Consider the following 18770-nt stretch of genomic DNA (forward strand, 5'->3'; position numbering starts at 1 on the left):
TGCCGTCGACCTGCCCGGGCATCCCGCCATCATCCGAACGCCTGCAAACGAGCTTCAGCCCGACAGCGATCTCGGCTCGCGCCTCGTCACCCGCGACGTCGGCGAGTTGTCGCAGGACGAGGTCGGGACAACGCTCGAATCTGGCGCGGAATGTGCACGCCAATTGTTCGATCGCGGATTGATCGAGGGTGCCGTCTTGCAGCTTTGTGGTGATATGCTTGTCATCGGAGCTAAGGATATAGAAGAGCAACGAACGCGCCCGCATCTGCCGGAGAACGCCGTCTGTGCCTGAACAGGGAAGTGAAACATGATCGCGATCATCCGCAAGATCGTCACCGTCGTCGAAGAGACGCAGATGGAGATGGGCCGCCAGGTCTCGCCGCCGACCCGGCGCGCGGCTGCGATCGCCGTGATCGAAAATCCCTTTGCCGGACAATATGTCGAGGACCTCTCGCCGCTGATCGCGATCGGGGAAGAGCTCGGTGAGCTCTTGTCGAAGCGCGCCGTGGCGGCGCTCGGCATCGATGGCGCGAAGGCGCAGAGCTACGGCAAGGCTGCCGCTGTCGGCGAGAACGGCGAGCTGGAGCATGCCGCCGCGATCCTCCACCCCAAGATGGGCGCGCCGGTGCGGAAAGTTCTGAGCAAGGGCGCGGCGCTGATCCCCTCGTCGAAGAAGCGCAGCGGGCCGGGCACGACGCTCGACATTCCGCTCGGGCACAAGGACGCCGCGTTCGTGCGCAGCCATTTCGACGGCATGGAGGTGCAGATCAACGACGCGCCGCGCGCCAACGAGATCATGGTCGCGGTCGCCGTCACCGACAGCGGCCGTCCGCTGCCGCGCGTCGGCGGGCTCACGGTCGCGGAAGTAAAGGGCGAGGACGGTCTGAGATAAGGCATGATCCGGAGATGCGGGCACAGCTTCTCCGGCAAGATCGTGATCGAGACATAGAACTCAAAAACTGGAGGTTGGGATGCGAGCAAGAAATTACTTCGTCGGCGCGGCCTTTGCGCTTCTGGCGGGCGGCATGGCTCATTCGGCCCTGGCGCAGGACATCAAGATCGGCGAGATCAACAGCTATTCGCTGCTGCCGGCGTTCACCGAACCCTATCGCAAGGGCTGGCAGCTCGCGGTCGAAGAGATCAACGCGGCCGGCGGCATCAATGGCAAGAAGCTGGTCGTGATCTCGAAGGACGACGGCGGCAAGCCGGCGGACGCGCAGACTGCGGCGAATGAGCTGGTGTCGAGCGAGGGCGTCGCGATGCTGACGGGTACATTCCTGTCGAACATCGGCCTCGCCGTCAGCGACTTCGCCAACCAGAAGAAGGTGTTTTTCCTCGCGGCCGAGCCGCTGACCGATGCCGTCACCTGGTCGAAGGGCAACAAATACACCTTCCGTCTGCGCCCTTCCAACTACATGCAAGCGGCGATGCTGGTGGAAGCAGCCGCCAAGCTGCCCGCCAAGCGCTGGGCGACGATCGCCCCGAACTATGAATACGGCCAGTCCGCGGTTGCCGTGTTCAAGAAGCTGATGTCGGAGAAGCGGCCTGACATCCAGTGGGTCGACGAACAATGGCCCCCGCAGGGCAAAATCGACGCGGGCCCCGTGGTACAGGCTGTTGCCGCCGCCAATCCCGAAGCGATCCTCAACGTCACCTTCGGTGCCGACCTCGTCAAGCTCGTGCGCGAAGGCAATACCCGCGGCCTGTTCAAGGGGCGCGAGGTTGTCTCTTTCCTGACCGGCGAGCCGGAATATCTCGATCCGCTCAAGGACGAGACGCCCGAGGGCTGGATCGTCACCGGTTACCCCTGGTACTCGATCAAGACGCCCGAGCACGACGCGTTCCTGAAGGCGTACCAGGCCAAGTACAACGACTATCCGCGCCTCGGCTCGATCGTTGGCTACCAGACCATCAAGGCGGCCGCCGCGATCCTGGCGAAGGCGGGCTCGACTGATCCGGAGAAGCTGATCACAGCGGCAGAGGGGCTGTCGATGCCCTCGCCATTCGGCGAGATCACCTTCCGCAAGATCGACCATCAGTCGACGCTCGGTGCCTTTGTCGGCAAGACTGCGCTGAAGGACGGCAAGGGCGTGATGGTGGATTCGTCCTACAAGAAGGGCTCGGACTATCTGCCCAGCGATGCCGAAGTCGAGAAGCTGCGTCCGAAGGATTGATCCCCGCTGCCGTAGGGTGGGTTAGCCCTGCAGATGCGCAAAGCGTATCTGCTCGGCGTAACCCACCTCTTTCGGTGCCACACGAGAAAAGGTGGTGGGTTACGCTGCGCTAACCCACCCTACGAGTTCCCCGAACCCGGACCGCCGATGGCCTTTTACGTCGTACAGTTTCTGACCGGTCTCGCCAGCGCGGCGTCGCTGTTCCTGGTGGCCTCGGGCCTGTCGATCATCTTCGGCGTGACGCGGATCGTGAATTTCGCGCATGGCGCCTTCTACATGATCGGCGCCTACATTGCCTTCACGCTGACGGAGCGCCTGTCGGGCGCATTTGGCTTCTGGGGCAGTATCGTGCTGGCCGCGATTGCTGTGGCGCTGATCGGTGTGCTGGTCGAGATGGTGCTGCTCCGCCGCATCTATCACGCCCCCGAGCTGTTCCAGCTGCTTGCGACCTTCGGCCTGACCTTGATGGTCGAGGATCTCGTCGTCCTGATCTGGGGGCCTGACGATCTCGTCGGCCGTCGTGCGCCCGGATTCAAGGGGGCCATCGATTTCTTCGGCCAGAACATCCCGAGCTACGATCTGTTCCTGATCGTGCTCGGGCCCGTCGTGCTCGGCATTCTCTGGCTGCTGTTCCAGCGCACGCGCTGGGGCGTCCTGGTGCGCGCGGCGACGCAGGACCGCGACATGGTCGCAGCGCTCGGCGTCAATCAGAAATGGCTGTTTACGTCGGTGTTCGCGGTCGGCGTCTTCCTCGCCGCGCTGGGCGGCGCGCTTCAGATCCCGCGGGATGCCGTGCATCACGCCATGGATCTGCGCATCATCGTCGAAGTCTTCGTCGTGGTCGTGATCGGTGGCCTCGGCAGCATCGTCGGCGCGTTCGTCGCCGCGGTGCTGGTCTCCGAGCTCAATGCCTTCGGCATCCTGATCTTCCCGAAGATTTCCATCATCCTGGTCTTCCTGGTGATGGCGGTGGTGCTGATCGTACGACCTTGGGGTCTGTTCGGCAAACCGGAGGCCCCCGCGCGCAAGACGCCGGGGCTCACCGTCAATCCCTGGCGCCCGCTGACGTCGAACGAGCGACTTGCAGCGCTTGCCGCGCTCGTGATCGCAGCGACGCTGCCGCTGTTCGCCGGCAACTATGCGCTGACCGTCGGCTCGGAGATCGCGATCTTCGTGATCTTTGCCGTCAGCCTCCACTTCCTGATGTCGGTCGGCGGGCTCGCGTCCTTCGGCCATGCCGCCTATTTCGGGCTCGGTGCCTACGGCGTCGCTTTCCTCGCCAAGATGGCGGGGTTGCCGATGATCGTGTGCCTGTTGCTCGGGCCGCTGCTCGGCTGCATGGGCGCGGCCGTGTTCGGCTTCTTCGCCGTGCAGCTCTCCGGCGTCTACTTTGCGATGCTGACGCTCGCTTTCGCGCAGATCGTGTGGTCGATCGCGTTCCAGTGGGTGAGTGTCACCGGCGGTGACAACGGCATCTTGGGCGTCTGGCCGGAAAAATGGGCGGCTAGCCCGTCGCACTTCTATTGGCTGGCGCTCGGCGTTGCGGCGCTGGTGACCATCGCGCTGCGGGCCATGGTATTCTCGCCGTTCGGCTACGCGCTCCGTGCCACGCGCGACTCGCTCCTGCGCACGGAAGCGATCGGCATCAATGCCAAGCGCATCCAGTGGACCGCCTTCGTGATCGCAGGCACGACCGCCGGCATCGGCGGCGCGCTGTTCGCCTACCTCAAGGGCAGCGTCTTCCCTGACAATCTCGGCATCTCGCTCTCGGTCGATGCGCTGGTGATGGTGCTGCTCGGCGGTGTCGAGACGGTGTCCGGCGCGGTGATCGGCGCCATCGTCTACAAGGCCTTGAACATCTGGCTGGTCAGCCAGACCGATTTGTCGAAACTCGTGCTCGGCGGTTTCATCGTTCTGATCGTCGTCGTCTTCCCCAAGGGCATTGTCGGCATGCTGGAGATGCTGGCGCAGCGTCGCAGGAAGGCGTCGCCGCCGGGATCACCTTTGCTCGCCAAGCCGATCGAGTCTGCCGAATGAGTGTTGCACCCCCACTTCTTGCGGTCGAAGGTCTGACCAAATCCTATGGCGGCATCCATGCCGTGCGCGGCGTCTCGTTCTCGCTGCGCGCCGGCGAGATTTTGGCGCTGATCGGGCCGAACGGCGCCGGCAAGAGCACCTGCTTCGACATGCTCAACGGCCAGAACAAGCCTGATACCGGGCAAGTCCGTCTGCTCGGCGAAGAGACCACCGGGAAGAAGCCGCGCGAGATCTGGCGCATGGGTGTCGGGCGTACCTTCCAGATTACCGCGACCTTCGCCACCATGACCGTGCGCGAGAACGTGCAGGTCGCGCTGATCTCGCACGAGAGGCAGCTGTTCAATCTGTTCGGCTCGGCGCCGAAGTTCGACCGCGGCGAGGCCGGCCGTCTGCTCGAGCTGGTCGGCATGGGCGGCTATGCCGATCGGCCCTGCGGCGAGCTTGCCTATGGCGACCTCAAGCGGCTCGAGCTTGCGGTGGCGCTCGCCAACCAGCCCAAGCTGCTGTTGATGGACGAGCCGACCGCCGGCATGGCGCCGCGCGAACGCGTCGACCTGATGCGGCTGACCGCGAGCATCGCGCGGGAGAAATCGATCGGCGTGCTCTTCACCGAGCACGACATGGACGTGGTGTTCGAGCATGCCGACCGCATCATCGTGCTGAATCGAGGGACGCTGATCGCCGAGGGCACGCCGGCCGAGGTGCGCGGCAATCCGCAGGTGCAGGCGGTCTATCTCGGCGAGGGCCTGGTCTACGATGCCCGCCATCGCGACGGAGCATCAATATGAAGCTCACCGTCGAGGGCCTCAACAGCCATTATGGCCCGGCGCATATCCTGTTCGACATCGGCTTCGAGGTCGGCGAGGGCGAGGTGGTTGCGCTGCTCGGGCGCAACGGTGCCGGCAAGTCGACGACGTTTCGCTCGATCGTCGGCCTGGTCGCGCAACGAACCGGCCGCATCATGTTCGAGGGCAAGGACGTCTCGGCCAAGCCGACCCACGAGATCGTGCGCGAGGGGCTCGGCTATGTGCCGGAGGAGCGCCGGATATTCACCGACCTGACCGTCGAGGAGAATCTCGAAGTGGGCAGGCAGCCCAAGCGTCCGAACGCGCCGCATTGGACACGCGAAAAGCTGTTCGCGCTGTTTCCAAATCTCGGCGAGATGAAGAACCGTCCCGGCGGGCGCATGAGCGGCGGCGAGCAGCAGATGCTGACGATTGCGCGGACGCTGATGGGCAATCCGTCGCTGGTGCTGCTGGACGAGCCCTCGGAAGGTCTGTCGCCGAAGATCGTGGAGCAGATGGTCGACGCCATCCTGACCATGAAGAAGGAGGGCGTCAGCATCGTCGTCTCCGAGCAGAATCTGCATTTCGCGCGGCTGATTTCGGATCGCGCCTACATCATCGAGCGCGGCCGCATCTGCTTCGGCGGCACCATGGCCGAGCTCGATGCGCGTCCGGATATCCGCGACGCGCATCTGTCGTTGTGAACGCAAAGGGAGGGGCAGCGAGCGGATGGCGAGAAGCGTCACGGCCAAGAAGAGCGTCAAACCGGGAAAACCGCCTTACGTGCTCGACGAGCAGGTCGGTTTCATCCTGCGCCAGGTCTGGCAGCGCCACAGCTCGATCTTCTCCCGCGATATCGGCACCAATCTGACGCCGACGCAGTGGGCGGCATTGTCGAAACTCGCCGAGACCGGGCCGTGCTCGCAAAACCAGCTCGGCCGGCTGACGGCGATGGACGTCGCGACCATCAAGGGCGTGATCGATCGGCTCACGGCGCGCGGGTTGACCGAGACCAGCCAGGATCCCGAGGACGGTCGGCGGCTCCTTGTCAGCCTGACGCGCGCCGGTCAGCAGCTTTCGGAGAAGGTCGCGCCGAACGCGCTGGCCATCACCCGCGAGACGCTGGCGCCGCTCGAGCCCAGGGAGCGCGAGATGCTGATGGCGTTGTTGAACAAGCTGCGGTGAGGGTGCCGAAGACGGTCTCGTAGGGTGGGCAAAGGCGCGAAGCGCCGTGCCCACGACTTCTCAATGGTGGGCACGCTTCGCTTTGCCCACGCTACGGCAGTTGAACAAGGTGCGAGGACTGGCGACTAATCCCGATGAAGGGTCTGTCGAGGTCTTTATTCATGAGAGTCGCCACGAAATTTGTAATGCTCCTCACTCTCGGTGCGGCGCTGGCGGGCAGTGCGCCTGCCTTTGCCGCGCAGCCCTACGAAGGCTTCTGGGCGTCTACCAAAAAGGACTGCCGCGACGACGACAGCCCCAACCGCATGAGCATCGAAGGCGGCAACCGCCTCTACTGGTACGAGACGCGCTGCCGCGCCGGCGAGATCACCGCCGACGGAAAGCTCGGCTGGAAGATGAAGCTCGCCTGCGAAGGCGAGGGCGAGAAGTTTCGCTCCAATCCCCGGGTCTCCATCGCAACCGACGGCAAGCTGGTGATGGACAACGGACCGGTCGGGCAGGCCAAGCGCCAGACCTATGTGCGTTGCGAGATCGCGAAGAAGCGCTGATCTCGAACGCTTATGTCTTGCCCGGCCATTTGGCGCGGTAGCGGATTTCGCTGCCGTCGGCGAGCCGCCGCCAGGTCCCGAACTCCGGCGTATGCGGCGCCCGGGCCGTCAAGTCGATCGGGTAGGTTCGGCTCGGCTGGCCCTCGATATTGACGGCGAGCTGCCGGTGCGAGGTTCGAAACGCGAGCTCGACTTCGCCTGCGATGACGGGCTGGTCGCCGTCACGATAGAAGGCGGCCGGGGTCACTTCGCCCGGCATCGTGTTGAGGTTGGTCTGCAATTCGATGGTGATGCCCTGGGCTGATGTCGGCACCGTGACCCCGGCCGGAAAACGCACCTCGAATACGAGCAGGGGATTGCCGCCGTTCCGGTTGAGCCAGGGCGTCGCCGTCGCATAGGCGTAGGCGATGTAGAGGCCGATCCCGGCGACGCAGAGCAGGACGACGACGCCGAGGGACTTCAGGCTGTTGCGCCCGACGCTGCCATTGCCTGCGTCCTCGCCTGAACGCGTCACCAGCCAGTTGGCAAACACCGCGCCGGCGATCGCGCCGATGGGGGAGTAGACGAACAGTCCCAACAGACCCGAGGTGATCGGGTCCGCGCGGTTGCCGAAATCGAACAGGGAAAACAGCACAAAGATCGCGACATAGCCCGCCACCGCGCCAGCAACGCCGAGGGCTATTCGCGATGAGTTCTTCATGTCGATGGTCCAGCAATGAAATGCCGCCACCGGGGGCTGCCTGCGTTAGACGCAGCAGGTCGCAGACTTGTTCAACGCCATCGAGGGAGGTGCGGAGCAGTGTGCCGCTCCGGCTGCGTCACTTCGCCACCACCTCCGGCACCTTGCCCGCCGGCGGGGTGTTGCGGCTGCGTTGCGTCCGCACGATGCCGTCAATGATGGTCATGCCGATGCCCGGGAGATCGCCGAGCTGGACGCTCTCCAGGATGTTCTTGCCGGGCGAGTGCTGGGCCTTGTCCATGATGACGAAGTCGGCGGAACGTCCCACTTCAATGAGGCCGCAATCGAGTTCGCGCATCCGGGCGGTGTTGCCGGTGGCGAGACAAAAGGCGATCTCGGCCGGCAGCTCGCCGAGCGAGGACAGCATCGAGACCATGCGCAAAATGCCGAGCGGCTGCACGCCGGAGCCGGCGGGCGCGTCGGTGCCGAGGATGACCCGGTGCAGATCACCCATCTCGCGCGCGGTGCGCAGCGTGAACAGAGCGGAGCGCTCATTGCCGTTATGCACCAGCTCGAGACCGCGCTTGCAGCCCTCGCAGATGCAGCGGATCTGGTCGTCGGGAAGGGCGGTGTGGCCGCCATTGATGTGGCCGACCACGTCGGTGTCGGCCTCCAGCACGACGTCCTTGTCGATCAGGCCGGAGCCGGGGATCGAGGGGCCGCCGGTGTGGATGGTGCTCTGGATGCCGTATTTGCGTGCCCAGCCGACCATCTTGCGTGCGGTGGGACCGTCCTTGACGCCGCCGAGGCCGACCTCGCCAAGCAGCTTGACGCCGGCGGCGGCCAGCTCCTTGAAGTCCTCCTCGACCATCTCGCATTCGATCACCGGCGCGCCGGCGTGAACCTTCACGCCGCCCGGACGCAAGGTCCAGAACGCGCGCTGGGCGAAGATGGCCATCGCCTTCAGGCCGACGACGTCGCGGGGGCGGCCCGGCATGTGAACCTCGCCGGCCGAGATCATGGTGGTGACGCCGCCATGCAGATAGCTGTCGATCCAATTGATCTGGTTCTGTCGCGGCGTCCAGTCGCCCGCAACGGGGTGGACGTGGCTGTCGATCAGGCCCGGCGCCACCGTGGTGCCCTGGGCGTCGACAATGGTGGTCGCGCCTTCGATGTCGACGTCCTTGAAGCGGCCGATCGCGGTGATCTTGCCGTTCTCGGCGACGATCGTGTCGCCATCCAGGATCGGCTTTTCCAGGGCGCCGGACAGGATCAGGCCGATGTTCCGGATCACGAGCTTCGAGGGTCCGGCGGCCTGGGGTGCGTCATGCGCCATGGAAGGGGCTCCTTATTCCTAACTGCAACGCTTTCGATCTTGGGCAGCCTTGACCGCGGGATCAAGCAGGATTATTCATTAGTATACGAATGATCGTGTACAAACGACGCATAGCTGCCCGCCTCGGAACCGCATTGGACGCGACAGGGAAGGTGAGATGAGCAATTTCAATCAGGAAAGTGTTTTGAGCGTCCACCACTGGACCGATACGCTGTTCTCCTTCAAGACCACCCGCAGCCCGACCTTCCGCTTCCGCAACGGCGAATTCACCATGATCGGGCTCAAGGTCGGCGAGAAGCCGCTGCTGCGGGCCTACAGCGTCGCCAGCGCCAATTACGAGGACACGCTCGAGTTCTTCTCGATCAAGGTGCCGGACGGTCCGCTGACCTCGCGGCTCCAGCATTTGAGGGAAGGCGACGAGATCATCGTCAGCCGCAAGGCCACCGGCACGCTGGTGATCGACAATTTGGAGGAGGGGCGCAACCTCTACCTCATCGGCACCGGCACGGGCCTTGCGCCGTTCCTGAGCGTGATCAAGGACCCCGAGACCTACGAGCGGTTCGAGAAGGTCGTGCTGTTGCACGGCTGCCGGCATGTCAGGGAGCTCGCCTATGGCGAGATGATCACCGAGACGCTGCCGAAGGACGAACTGATCGGCGAGTACATTCAGAATCAGCTGATCTATTATCCGACCGTGACGCGCGATCCCTTCCGCAACCGCGGCCGCATCACCGACCTCATCACCACGGGCAAGCTGTTCGCCGATATTGGCCTGCCGGCGCTGGAGGCTGCCCACGACCGCGTCATGATTTGCGGCAGCCCGGCACTGGTCGCTGATACCCGCGTGCTCCTGGGAGAGCGCGGCTTTGTCGAGGGCAATCACGGCGAGCCGGCCCAATTCGTGGTCGAAAAGGCCTTTGCCGAGCGCTAACACGCAATTCTTGCTTGAGAAGACCGCATTTTCGCCGCGTCGGGCCCGTTGCGGCGCCGATTCGGCGCTTGATACACTGTGGGAACGAATCAGCGGAGTTCCCACATGGTTGCGGACAGCGACAGCAACATCGCCTGGCACCGGGTCCAGTTGAAGAAGAACCGCGCCGAGTTGAAGGCGCTGGAGACCGCGCGCTTCACGATGGGTGAGATCGCCTCCTCGAAGCGGAACGGCCAGACCCAGAAGGCGATCGCGGAACTCAAGCGCAAGATCGCCCAGTCCGAGCGCGTGATCGCCGATCACGACAAGCGCACGCGCCGTCCGCTCGGCACCGACATGCAGAGCCTCAGCAACGGCAGCTGGAGCCATTGGGACGCCTATACCAACCAGCAGCAGCGCAAGACCGGCCAGCGCTCGCCCGGGCGTGGATAGGTCTTCGTCTCCTCGCGCCAGTTCCGACCCTTGCGCGTTGGCCCGCCCATACCATTTGGGTGAGACGCCAACAATCACTCCGGTGATCCCATGACAGCGCGCCTCGATTTCACAAGCGAGGCCTTCTTTCGTGATCCGCCCAAGGCGATCGCAGCGTTGCGCATGTCCGGTCCTCTCGTCGCGACGCGATTTCCCCTGGTCGGCAATGTCTGGATCACCACGACCCATGACGCGACGGCACAGGTGCTGAAAGACGGCGCCACCTTCACGCTGCGCAAGGAGGATGGCGACGTCGCGAGTCTGCGCTGGTGGATGCCGAGCTTCGTCAGGACCATCGCCAACAACATGCTGACGATGGACGAGCCGGATCACACGAGGCTCCGCAGCATCGTGGACGAGGCCTTTCGCCGTCGTGCCATCGTCGCGATGGAGCCGCGCATCCGTGCCATTGCCGACGGCTTGGCCGACGAGCTGTTCGCGGAGGGACGGCCAGCAGATCTGGTCCAGCGCTACGCGCGCATCCTGCCGCTCGCAGTGATCTCCGAGCTTCTGGGATTGCCTCTGGCCGACCGGCCCAAATTCATCGCCTGGGGCAACGCGATGTCCTCGCTGACGAATGTCGTCAGCTTCTGTCGATTGCTGTGGGCCTTTCGCAAGATGCGGGCCTACCTCGAGCAGCAATTGCAGGCCGCGCGCGTGCAGGGCGGTGAAGGCCTGATCGCCGAACTGGTCCAGGTCGAGCGCGAGGGTGCTCAGATCACGCCGGATGAAATGGTCTCGATGGTGTTTCTGCTGCTTGCAGCCGGCTCCGAGACGACCACGCATCTCATCAGCGGTTCCGCCTACGAGCTGCTCAGGAATCCCGGCCTTCACGATTGGCTGGAACAGGACTGGAGCCGCGCCGGGCTTGCGGTGGAAGAGTTCTTGCGTTTCGTCTCTCCGGTGCAATTTTCAAAACCGCGCTATGTGCGGCGGGACGTCGAGGTCGAAGGCGTGCGTTTGAAGAAGGGCGACCGTGTCATGGTGATGCTCGCCGCCGCAAACATGGATCCGGCGATGCATGATCGTCCCGAAAGCCTCGATCTCGAGCGCAAGCCGAACCGTCACCTCTCGTTCGGGACAGGAATCCATTTCTGCCTCGGCCATCAGCTGGCGCGCATCGAGGCGGCCTGCGCGCTGGAAGCGCTGTTCGTGCGCTGGCCGAAACTTGGTCTGGCCGTCGATCCCTCGCAGATCCATTGGCGCAAGCGGCCGGGGATTCGCATGATTGCGAAGCTTCCTGTCACGGCCGCGGTCCACGGAACATTTACCGCTGCGGCGCCGGCGATGGCTGATCGTTCTCCCGTTCGGGCGGAGTGAGGCTCTCTCTTCGGCAAATCGTCGCTGACCATGATCTGCTCGGAACAGCCTGTGGCGCTTGCTGTTGTCCACCGGGACCTGATGGCATGCGAAGGAACAGTTGCGTGTCCAGGGATTCCCATCTCTCAGAGAGGTTGGATCATGACCAGCAAAATGCCGAATGTTCCGCCGGACAATCAGAGCCGGAAGGGAACTGGCGACACTAAGCAAACGTCGGCCGATCAGACTCCGCGCGGCCAGCAGCGCGCGGAAAATCCGGACCAACAGGGCCAACAAGGCAACATCAAGCAGAACACGACCAATCAGGGACACCAGCAAGACCGTTGAGGAGGCGACATTCATGTCGACATCCACCAAGACACCCAGCAGCATTCGTCAGGGCGGCCCCGGAGCATCGCATGAGAACGCGAAGGCGCCGCTGGAGGTGAAGAAGCCGCCTGCGGACGATGAACAGCGAAGCCACAGCCGCGTCTCCGGTGGTGGAGGCGAGCAGGATTCCCATCACCGCCACGATGCGGCCGGCAAGGGCGGCGGCAGATAGACCACAGCGGCCGCCGCGACCGACGCCGGTGCAACGGGAGTACCGAGCTTTCAACGGGCGATCACTGCAAGAGGAGAGACTGATGCCAAGTGGGCACGGCAGCAAGACGCACTTCAGATCCGGCATGCATGGCAAGGGCGACGGCGCCGGTGCATTGACCGAAGTGCCCAAGGACAAGATCGGCGATAACATGGTCCTGTCCAACCGCGACAAGGCCCAGCATTCGGACATTCGCGGCATGGACGGCAAGTCCATTCAGACCGAACAGTATCAGGATCATGCAGCCAACCGGCTCGACGAGACGCCGGAGACTGACGAGACCTGAGAGAGCCGTTCCTCCCGCTGAAACTTGCGGACCGGTCTTCAGCCGGTCCGCTTTTTTGTCGGCACGAGATCGCGCTCCCAGCCGAAGACGGAGCGGCCGTCGAGGTCGGGTGACGCCGCGCGCTCGCCGGCGATGTAGGTCTCGACCGACGGGCCGTGCGCGGTGCGTTCCAGCCGCCGTGCCTGATCATCTAGCCGCTTCATCGCCTGCATCTCTTCATCACGCCCGAGCTTGGCGTTCTGGATCGCGCCCTTCAGCACGCGGATGGTCTCGTCATAGACCTTGATCGGCACAGGGTAGGGATGCCGGTCCTTGCCGCCATGGGCGAGCGAGAAACGCGCGGGATCCCTGAAGCGATAGGGCGCGCCGTGCACGACCTCGGCGACCATCGCCAGCGAGCGCACGGTGCGCGCGCCGACGCCGGGCGTCAGCAGCAGCTCCGGGAAATCGACCGGGCCGCGTTCGGCGGCTGCGGCGAGGGTGCCGTGCAGGCGCCGCGCGAACACATCCTTCGGCCGGACATCGTGATGCGCGGGCATGATCAGATGCGGCAGCATGGCCTGCGCAGGCTCGGGCGCAGGCCCGGTGAGCCGCTCGAATTCAGTGAGGATTCGATCGGGGCCGAGATCGTTGAGGAGCTCGAGCTGCGCGCTCCGCGAGATATCGGCGCGGTGGTCGGTGAGATTGACGATCTCGCCTTGCTGCGGGCCGTCGATCGCGCTGTGCGGCGTATCGACAAAGCTCTTCAGCGCCTCGGAATGCCAGTGATAGCGGCGGGCCTGCCGCTTGTCGCCGTTCATGCCCTGCTGCACCACCGTCCATTTGCCGTCGGCGGTCACGAAGAAGCCGTGGAGATAGAGGTCGAAGCCGTCCTGCACGGCCGCGCTGTCGACCTTCGCCACCAGGCGGCTGGCGCGGGTGAGCTTTGCGCCGTCGAATCCAACGCGGTCGCCGAGCTGCATCAACTCGTCCGGCGTCTTGCGCGAATGCTGGCCGCGGCCGCCGCAGACATAGATGCCAAGCTCGTCCTGGAGCGGCCCGAGCCCGCGCTTCAGTGCGCCGATCACGGATGTCGTGATGCCGGAGGAGTGCCAGTCCATTCCCATCACGGCGCCGAATGACTGGAACCAGAATGGATGGGACAGCCGCTGGAGAAACGCATCGCGGCCGTAATGATGCACGATCGCCTGCGTGACGATCGATCCCAGCGAAGCCATGCGGCTCGCGAGCCACGGCGGAACCCGTCCGGTGTGCAAGGGAAGATCGGCGCTGCCGGTACGTCTGGTCATGGTGCTCACAAATTAGCGCAGTTCGGCGACGGTTGCATCTGCGGAATGCTGCGTTGCACGAGAGAGGGGAGCGAAGCCGGCCGGGAGGCGTTGAGCGGGCTATGCGAATGCAATGACGGGGACAATCGATGAATTTGCAGGCCCTGATGGCTGACATCGACAGGATGTTCGGCTGGATACCGTCGTGGTTTGTCGGCCTCGGCCTGGTTGTCGGCGCGATCTTGCTTGCGCTGTTCGTCTACCGGCTCGCCGTATGGCTGCTCGCGCGCGCCTTCGGAACCCGCCTTCCGCTCCTGAGCGTATTCATCGACCGCACCGCCGGCCCGGCCCAGCTGGCGCTTTGCCTGGCGGCCGTCGCATTGGTCCTGCCGCTTGCCCCGCTCGACGACATGATCCGCACGCCGCTGATGCGCCTGTTCGTCGTGGCCGTCATTGCCCTGATCGGCTGGATCTCGATCCGGATCGTGGACATGAGCGCGGCGCGCTATCTGCAGAATTTCCGCGACGTCAGCGAGAATTTCGTCGCGCGCAAGCACGTGACGCAAGTTCGCGTGTTCAAGCGCGTCACCGACACCATCATCGTCGTCATCACGGTGTCCACCGCGCTGATGACGTTCGATTCGGTGAGGCAATATGGCGTCAGCCTGTTCGCCTCCGCCGGCGCGGCCGGCATCATCGTCGGCCTTGCCGCCCGGCCGCTGCTCAGCAACCTGATCGCAGGCCTGCAGATCGCGATCACGCAGCCGATCCGCATCGAGGATGCCGTGATCATCGAGAACGAATGGGGCTGGGTGGAGGATATCGCCTCGACCTATGTCGTGATCCGGCTGTGGGACTGGCGCCGCATGGTGGTGCCGTTGTCCTATTTCATCGAGAAGCCGTTCCAGAACTGGACCCGCGACACCGCATCCCTGATCGGCGTGATCGCGCTCCACGTCGACTATCGTGCCGACGTCCCGCGCATCCGGCGTTGGCTGGAGGACGCCGTGAAACAGTCCAAGCTCTGGGATGGTGCCGTGGTCAATCTCCAGGTGATCGACGCGGACTCGCGGACCATCGAGCTCCGCGCGCTGGTCAGCGCGAGAAACGCGCCGCAGTCGTGGGACCTGCGCTGCGAGATCAGGGAAAAGCTCGTGGCCTTCATCCGCGACGAGATGCCGGAGGCGCTGCCGCGCGAGCGCGCGATCCTGATCCCGTCGACCGACGATGATGCCGATTTCCTACGGCCCGTTACGCCGGAGAAGATGCGGGCGAGGGCCCACAACTGAACAGGCCCTTGTTGCTGAGCCGAGGCTTGCTACGCGCGCGAAGTCCTGACCGCGCCGCGCAAGGCCGCCTGCTGCTGCTCACTGCGCGCGGATGTTGGCCGCCTTCAGCACCGGCTCCCATTTGGTTGCCTCGGCGTGCATGTAGGCGTCAAACTCCTTGGCAGAGGAGCCGACCGGAGCGGCGCCGATCTTGCCGAGCGTCGACAGCACGTTCGGGTCCTGAAGCGCTGCCTTCAGATCGGTTTCGAGCTTCGCCACGATCTCCGGCGGCATTTTTGCCGGACCAAGCACGCCCCACCACACCGAAACGTCGTAACCGGCGACGCCGGATTCTGCGACGGTCGGGACGTCAGGTAGCGCCTTGGAGCGTTCGGCCGAGGTCACCGCGAGTGCGCGCACCGGACCGCCTTCGAGCTGACCGATCGCTTCCGCAAGCGGATTGATGCTGAGCGGGATTTCGCCTGCGATCACGGCGGTCAGCGCCGGCGCGCCGCCCTTGTAGGGAATCGCGACGATTTTGCTGCCGGACATGTGTTTCAACAGTTCGCCGGCCAGGTGCGCCGAGGTGCCATTGCCGGACATGCCGTAGGAGAGCTTGTCCGGCTCCTTCTTCGCCGCAGCGAGGAGATCTCCGAGCGTCTTGTAGGGGCTGTCCTTGGCCACGACGATCGCGAGCGGTGAGGAGGCGACTTCGGTGATTGCGGTAAAATCCCTAAACGTGTCGTAGGGCACGCTCGGATAGATGAACTGGTTGAGCGGATGGCCGCTCGCGACCAGGATCAGCGTGTAGCCGTCGGGCGCGGCCTGTGTCAGCGCCTGCGAGGCGACGATCCCGCCGGCGCCTGGACGATTGTCGACCACCGGCTGCTGCCCCCAAGACTTCGCCAGCGCCTGGCCCAGCGTGCGCGCGAGCACATCGACCGCGCCGCCGGCCGCGTAGGGCACGAGGATGTGAACCGGCTTGCTCGGATAATTGTCGGCGGCCTGCGCGGCGCTGCCCGCCAGCAGTAAACCGGCGCCCAGCATCAATCCGCCGATTGTCTTGTTAAAACCCAGCATTTTCCCAGCACTCCTTGCGGGCGCGCATCCTTGCATCGGTCTTCGGGTCGTCTGGATGCCGCCCATGGTTTTTGTTGACGAGACCTGATCTTTTGTACGATAGTACAAATCACATGGTACGCAAACCCACCAGCAAGGAAACGGCCCGCAAGCCGAACATGCGCGAGGCGATCCTCGCCGCGGCCGAGGAGCTGTTCGCCACCAACGGCTTCAATGCCATCTCGGTGCGCGACATCGCGCAGGCTGCCGGAGCCAATCCAGGCAGCGTCACCTATCATTTCAAGACCAAGGACGGCCTGCTGCTGGAGATCTACCGGCGCCATTGCGGGCCGATGAATTTGCGCCGTTCGGAACTGCTCGCCGCCGCGAGGCGCGTGCGTGATCTCCAGGACCGGCTGGAGGCGGTGGTGCGCGCCTATGTCGTGCCGGCTTTCACCTCAGGCAGCGATCTTGCCGGCGGCGGTGCGCGCTTCACGCGGCTGCGCGCCGTGATGTCGGCCGAAGGCAACGAGGTCGCGCGAAAAATCATCGCGCAGACATTTGACGACACCAGCCACGCCTTCATCGATGCGGTCCACGAGAGCCTGCCGCACATTCCGCGCACCGACATTGTCTGGCGCAGTCACTTCCTGCTAGGCGCACTTTATTACTCGCTGGTGACGCCCGATCGCGTCTCGCGCCTGTCGCGCGGCGAAGCCGATGGCGGCGATGCCGCCAGCGCTATCGAGCAGCTGGTGCAGGCCACGGTTGCCTCCTTCCAGGCGCCGCCGCTCGATCATGTCGCGCCGTCGCGGCGGCGGCCGGTCGTCAGCAGCAGGACTTGAAAGAAGCCGTCTCGCCCGACGGTTGAAGTGATGACGATGATGTACACGCCCACCATTCCGCCGCCCGATCCGAACACGCGCACGCCCAAGTTCAAGCTGCCGAAGCTGTCATGCGACGCGCATTGCCACATCTTCGGGCCCGGTGCGAAATACCCTTATGCGCCTGACCGGTCCTACACGCCGCCGGACGCGCCGCTGGAGGATTTCGGGGCGTTGCATGCCAAGCTCGGCGTGGAGCGTGCGGTCATCGTCAATGCCAGCGTGCACGGCACCGACAACAGTGTGGCGCTCGATGCGATCGCTGAGAGCAATGGCGCCTACCGTGCGGTCGCCAATATCGACGACAGCATCACCGAGCGCGAGCTCCGTGTGCTGCACGAAGGTGGCTTCCGCGGCTGCCGCTTCAATTTCGTCCGCCATCTCGGCGGCGTGCCCGACAAGCGCGTGTTCGACCGTATCATCGCGATGGTCACGCCGCTTGGCTGGCACATCGATCTGCACTTCGATGCGATCGATTTGCCTGAATATGCCGACATGCTGACCAGGCTGCCGCTTGGCTACACCATCGACCATATGGGCCGTGTGAAGGCGGCGCAGGGGCTCGATCAGCTTCCCTTCAGGATCCTGATCGAGCTGATGCAGTGCGACGAGAAATGCTGGGTCAAGATCTGCGGCTCGGAGCGGGTGTCCTCCAGCGGTCCGCCCTTTACCGATGCGGTGCCGTTCGCGCGAAAGATCGTCGAGACCGCGCCGGATCGCGTCATCTGGGGCACTGACTGGCCGCATCCTAACGTCAAGGTGATGCCGAATGACGGCGACCTCGTCGACCTGATTCCGCTGTTCGCGCCCGAACCCGAGTTCCAGCAGAAGATCCTTGTCGACAATCCGGCGCGCCTGTTCGAGTTCGACCGATGACCGTGCTTGCAATCGACAAGCCGCGCGGGCGGCCCTGGTGGAGGGAGCTCTGGATCCAGGTGCTCATCGCCATGGCCGCCGGCATCGCGCTTGGGATCGCCAGTCCCGAGGCGGGCGCCAAGATGCAGCCGCTGGGGGATGCCTTCATCAAGGCGATCCGGATGCTGATCGCGCCGATCATCTTCTGCACCGTCGTGCACGGCATCGCCCATATGGCCGACATGGCGCGGGTCGGGCGCGTCGCCGTGAAGGCGATCGTCTATTTCGAGATCATGACCACGATCGCGCTGATCATCGGTCTCATCGCGATCAACCTGCTCAAGCCCGGCGTCGGCATGAACATCGATCCCGCCGTCGGTTTCGTGATGTGTGCGGCGCCGATCGGTGCCTTCGGTGCCATCGCCTTTACGGTCGGCAAGTTCGGCGTGGGATCGCTGGCCTCGCTCGGCAAGCTGCTCGGAGGCTTCTATCTCACCTGTGTGGTCTTCATCGTCGTGGCGCTCGGCCCGGTGGCGCGGCTCTGCGGCTTCTCATTGCTCAAGCTGATCCGCTACATCTGGGAAGAGCTGTTGATCTGCATAGCCACGACATCGTCGGAGACGGTGCTGCCGCGGATGCTGACCAAGCTGGAGAAAGCGGGCTGCGAGAAGAGCGTGGTCGGGCTCGTCATCCCGACGGGCTATTCCTTCAATCTCGACGGCACCTGCCTCTACCTCGCGGCGGCCTCGGTGTTCCTGGCGCAGGCAACCAACACGCCGTTCGGGCTGGCCGAGCAGATCGAGCTCTTGCTGATCCTGCTGGTGACCTCCAAGGGGGCGGCGGGGATCGCCGGCGCCGCCTTCGTCGTGCTCGCGGCGACGCTGTCGGCGACCGGCACCATCCCGGTGACGAGCGTTGCGCTGGTGCTCGGCATCCATCGCCTGATGTCGCAGGGCTTGACGCCGACCAACCTGATCGGAAACGCGGTCGCGACCATCGCGATTGCCAAATGGGAAGGCGCGCTCGACGGCGAGCGCCTGAGGCGCGTGCTCGACGGCGAGGAACAAGTGGCCGCTGCAATCTGATGAAGTGGCTTCCGGCGTG

At 64.4% G+C, this 18770-nt stretch carries 21 protein-coding genes and 1 pseudogene; 18 read left to right on the forward strand and 4 right to left on the reverse strand.

Going from position 1 to position 18770, the window contains the following annotated elements:
• From IC66_RS48105 to IC66_RS0100855, 8 genes and pseudogenes are all read left to right on the forward strand, one after another.
• Positions 1-292: pseudogene (locus tag IC66_RS48105) on the forward strand (UPF0280 family protein); the annotation flags it as partial.
• 15 nt (positions 293-307) lie between these two features.
• On the forward strand, positions 308-892 hold the full coding sequence (locus IC66_RS0100825) for an amino acid synthesis family protein (protein WP_038946328.1): 585 nt from the start codon (positions 308-310) through the stop codon (positions 890-892).
• A 79-nt stretch (positions 893-971) separates the two neighbouring features.
• Positions 972-2174: an ABC transporter substrate-binding protein gene (locus tag IC66_RS0100830; protein WP_028145239.1), complete on the forward strand. Its 1203-nt coding sequence runs from the start codon at positions 972-974 to the stop codon at positions 2172-2174.
• A 147-nt stretch (positions 2175-2321) separates the two neighbouring features.
• Positions 2322-4211 (forward strand): ABC transporter permease, encoded by a 1890-nt coding sequence (locus IC66_RS0100835; RefSeq protein WP_038946329.1) that lies wholly within the window; start codon positions 2322-2324, stop codon positions 4209-4211.
• Positions 4208-4999, forward strand: coding sequence for an ABC transporter ATP-binding protein (locus IC66_RS0100840; protein ID WP_038946330.1), 792 nt, complete (start codon positions 4208-4210; stop codon positions 4997-4999). The genes IC66_RS0100835 and IC66_RS0100840 overlap by 4 nt, the downstream gene beginning before the upstream one ends.
• A complete protein-coding gene (locus tag IC66_RS0100845; protein ID WP_028145236.1) occupies positions 4996-5700 on the forward strand; it encodes an ABC transporter ATP-binding protein in 705 nt (234 codons plus the stop codon). Before IC66_RS0100840 ends, IC66_RS0100845 begins: the two co-directional genes overlap by 4 nt.
• A gap of 25 nt (positions 5701-5725) precedes the next feature.
• Positions 5726-6181: a MarR family winged helix-turn-helix transcriptional regulator gene (locus IC66_RS0100850; RefSeq protein WP_028145235.1), complete on the forward strand. Its 456-nt coding sequence runs from the start codon at positions 5726-5728 to the stop codon at positions 6179-6181.
• Between the two features lie 161 nt (positions 6182-6342).
• Positions 6343-6729 carry a hypothetical protein gene (locus IC66_RS0100855; RefSeq protein ID WP_038946331.1) on the forward strand — a complete coding sequence of 129 codons (387 nt, stop codon included), beginning with the start codon at positions 6343-6345 and terminating at the stop codon, positions 6727-6729.
• Positions 6730-6739: 10 nt separating this feature from the next.
• Here IC66_RS0100855 and IC66_RS0100860 read toward each other — a convergent pair whose 3' ends face one another.
• Both IC66_RS0100860 and IC66_RS0100865 read right to left on the reverse strand, forming a co-directional pair.
• Complete coding sequence (locus IC66_RS0100860; RefSeq protein ID WP_038946332.1) at positions 6740-7429, reverse strand: hypothetical protein; 690 nt, start codon at positions 7427-7429, stop codon at positions 6740-6742.
• A 118-nt stretch (positions 7430-7547) separates the two neighbouring features.
• Positions 7548-8744, reverse strand: coding sequence for an amidohydrolase family protein (locus IC66_RS0100865; protein WP_038946333.1), 1197 nt, complete (start codon positions 8742-8744; stop codon positions 7548-7550).
• A gap of 157 nt (positions 8745-8901) precedes the next feature.
• Between IC66_RS0100865 and IC66_RS0100870 the strand changes: the two genes are divergently transcribed.
• The 6 genes from IC66_RS0100870 to IC66_RS0100895 all read left to right on the forward strand — a co-directional run bounded on the left by IC66_RS0100870 (position 8902) and on the right by IC66_RS0100895 (position 12332).
• Complete coding sequence (locus tag IC66_RS0100870; RefSeq protein WP_038946334.1) at positions 8902-9675, forward strand: ferredoxin--NADP reductase; 774 nt, start codon at positions 8902-8904, stop codon at positions 9673-9675.
• 105 nt (positions 9676-9780) lie between these two features.
• The gene (locus IC66_RS0100875; protein ID WP_018320980.1) at positions 9781-10107 is read left to right on the forward strand and encodes a hypothetical protein; all 327 of its coding nucleotides are present in this window, start codon (positions 9781-9783) and stop codon (positions 10105-10107) included.
• A 90-nt stretch (positions 10108-10197) separates the two neighbouring features.
• Entirely contained in the window at positions 10198-11466 is a 1269-nt protein-coding gene (locus tag IC66_RS0100880; protein ID WP_038946336.1) for a cytochrome P450, read from the forward strand.
• Between the two features lie 141 nt (positions 11467-11607).
• The gene (locus tag IC66_RS0100885) at positions 11608-11793 is read left to right on the forward strand and encodes a hypothetical protein (RefSeq protein ID WP_028145228.1); all 186 of its coding nucleotides are present in this window, start codon (positions 11608-11610) and stop codon (positions 11791-11793) included.
• Between the two features lie 13 nt (positions 11794-11806).
• Complete coding sequence (locus IC66_RS0100890; protein WP_028145227.1) at positions 11807-12007, forward strand: hypothetical protein; 201 nt, start codon at positions 11807-11809, stop codon at positions 12005-12007.
• Positions 12008-12089: 82 nt separating this feature from the next.
• Positions 12090-12332 carry a hypothetical protein gene (locus IC66_RS0100895; protein WP_038946338.1) on the forward strand — a complete coding sequence of 81 codons (243 nt, stop codon included), beginning with the start codon at positions 12090-12092 and terminating at the stop codon, positions 12330-12332.
• 38 nt (positions 12333-12370) lie between these two features.
• Here IC66_RS0100895 and IC66_RS0100900 read toward each other — a convergent pair whose 3' ends face one another.
• The gene (locus tag IC66_RS0100900; protein ID WP_038946340.1) at positions 12371-13621 is read right to left on the reverse strand and encodes a DUF763 domain-containing protein; all 1251 of its coding nucleotides are present in this window, start codon (positions 13619-13621) and stop codon (positions 12371-12373) included.
• 128 nt (positions 13622-13749) lie between these two features.
• Between IC66_RS0100900 and IC66_RS0100905 the strand changes: the two genes are divergently transcribed.
• On the forward strand, positions 13750-14889 hold the full coding sequence (locus tag IC66_RS0100905) for a mechanosensitive ion channel family protein (RefSeq protein WP_028145224.1): 1140 nt from the start codon (positions 13750-13752) through the stop codon (positions 14887-14889).
• 78 nt (positions 14890-14967) lie between these two features.
• On the opposite strand, the gene IC66_RS0100910 is transcribed toward IC66_RS0100905, so the two are convergent.
• On the reverse strand, positions 14968-15948 hold the full coding sequence (locus tag IC66_RS0100910) for a tripartite tricarboxylate transporter substrate binding protein (protein WP_038946341.1): 981 nt from the start codon (positions 15946-15948) through the stop codon (positions 14968-14970).
• Between the two features lie 113 nt (positions 15949-16061).
• Between IC66_RS0100910 and IC66_RS0100915 the strand changes: the two genes are divergently transcribed.
• Genes IC66_RS0100915 through IC66_RS0100925 form a run of 3 tightly spaced genes read left to right on the forward strand, consistent with a single transcriptional unit; the run spans position 16062 to position 18751 of the window.
• Entirely contained in the window at positions 16062-16772 is a 711-nt protein-coding gene (locus tag IC66_RS0100915; protein ID WP_038946342.1) for a TetR/AcrR family transcriptional regulator, read from the forward strand.
• A 30-nt stretch (positions 16773-16802) separates the two neighbouring features.
• Positions 16803-17687, forward strand: a complete 885-nt coding sequence (locus IC66_RS0100920; RefSeq protein WP_038946343.1) for an amidohydrolase family protein — start codon at positions 16803-16805, stop codon at positions 17685-17687.
• On the forward strand, positions 17684-18751 hold the full coding sequence (locus IC66_RS0100925) for a cation:dicarboxylate symporter family transporter (RefSeq protein ID WP_038946344.1): 1068 nt from the start codon (positions 17684-17686) through the stop codon (positions 18749-18751). Before IC66_RS0100920 ends, IC66_RS0100925 begins: the two co-directional genes overlap by 4 nt.
• The last annotated feature ends 19 nt before the right edge of the window (positions 18752-18770 follow it).

The organism is Bradyrhizobium genomosp. III (genome assembly GCF_000261705.1).
Classification (GTDB): Bacteria; Pseudomonadota; Alphaproteobacteria; order Rhizobiales; family Xanthobacteraceae; genus Bradyrhizobium; species Bradyrhizobium ottawaense.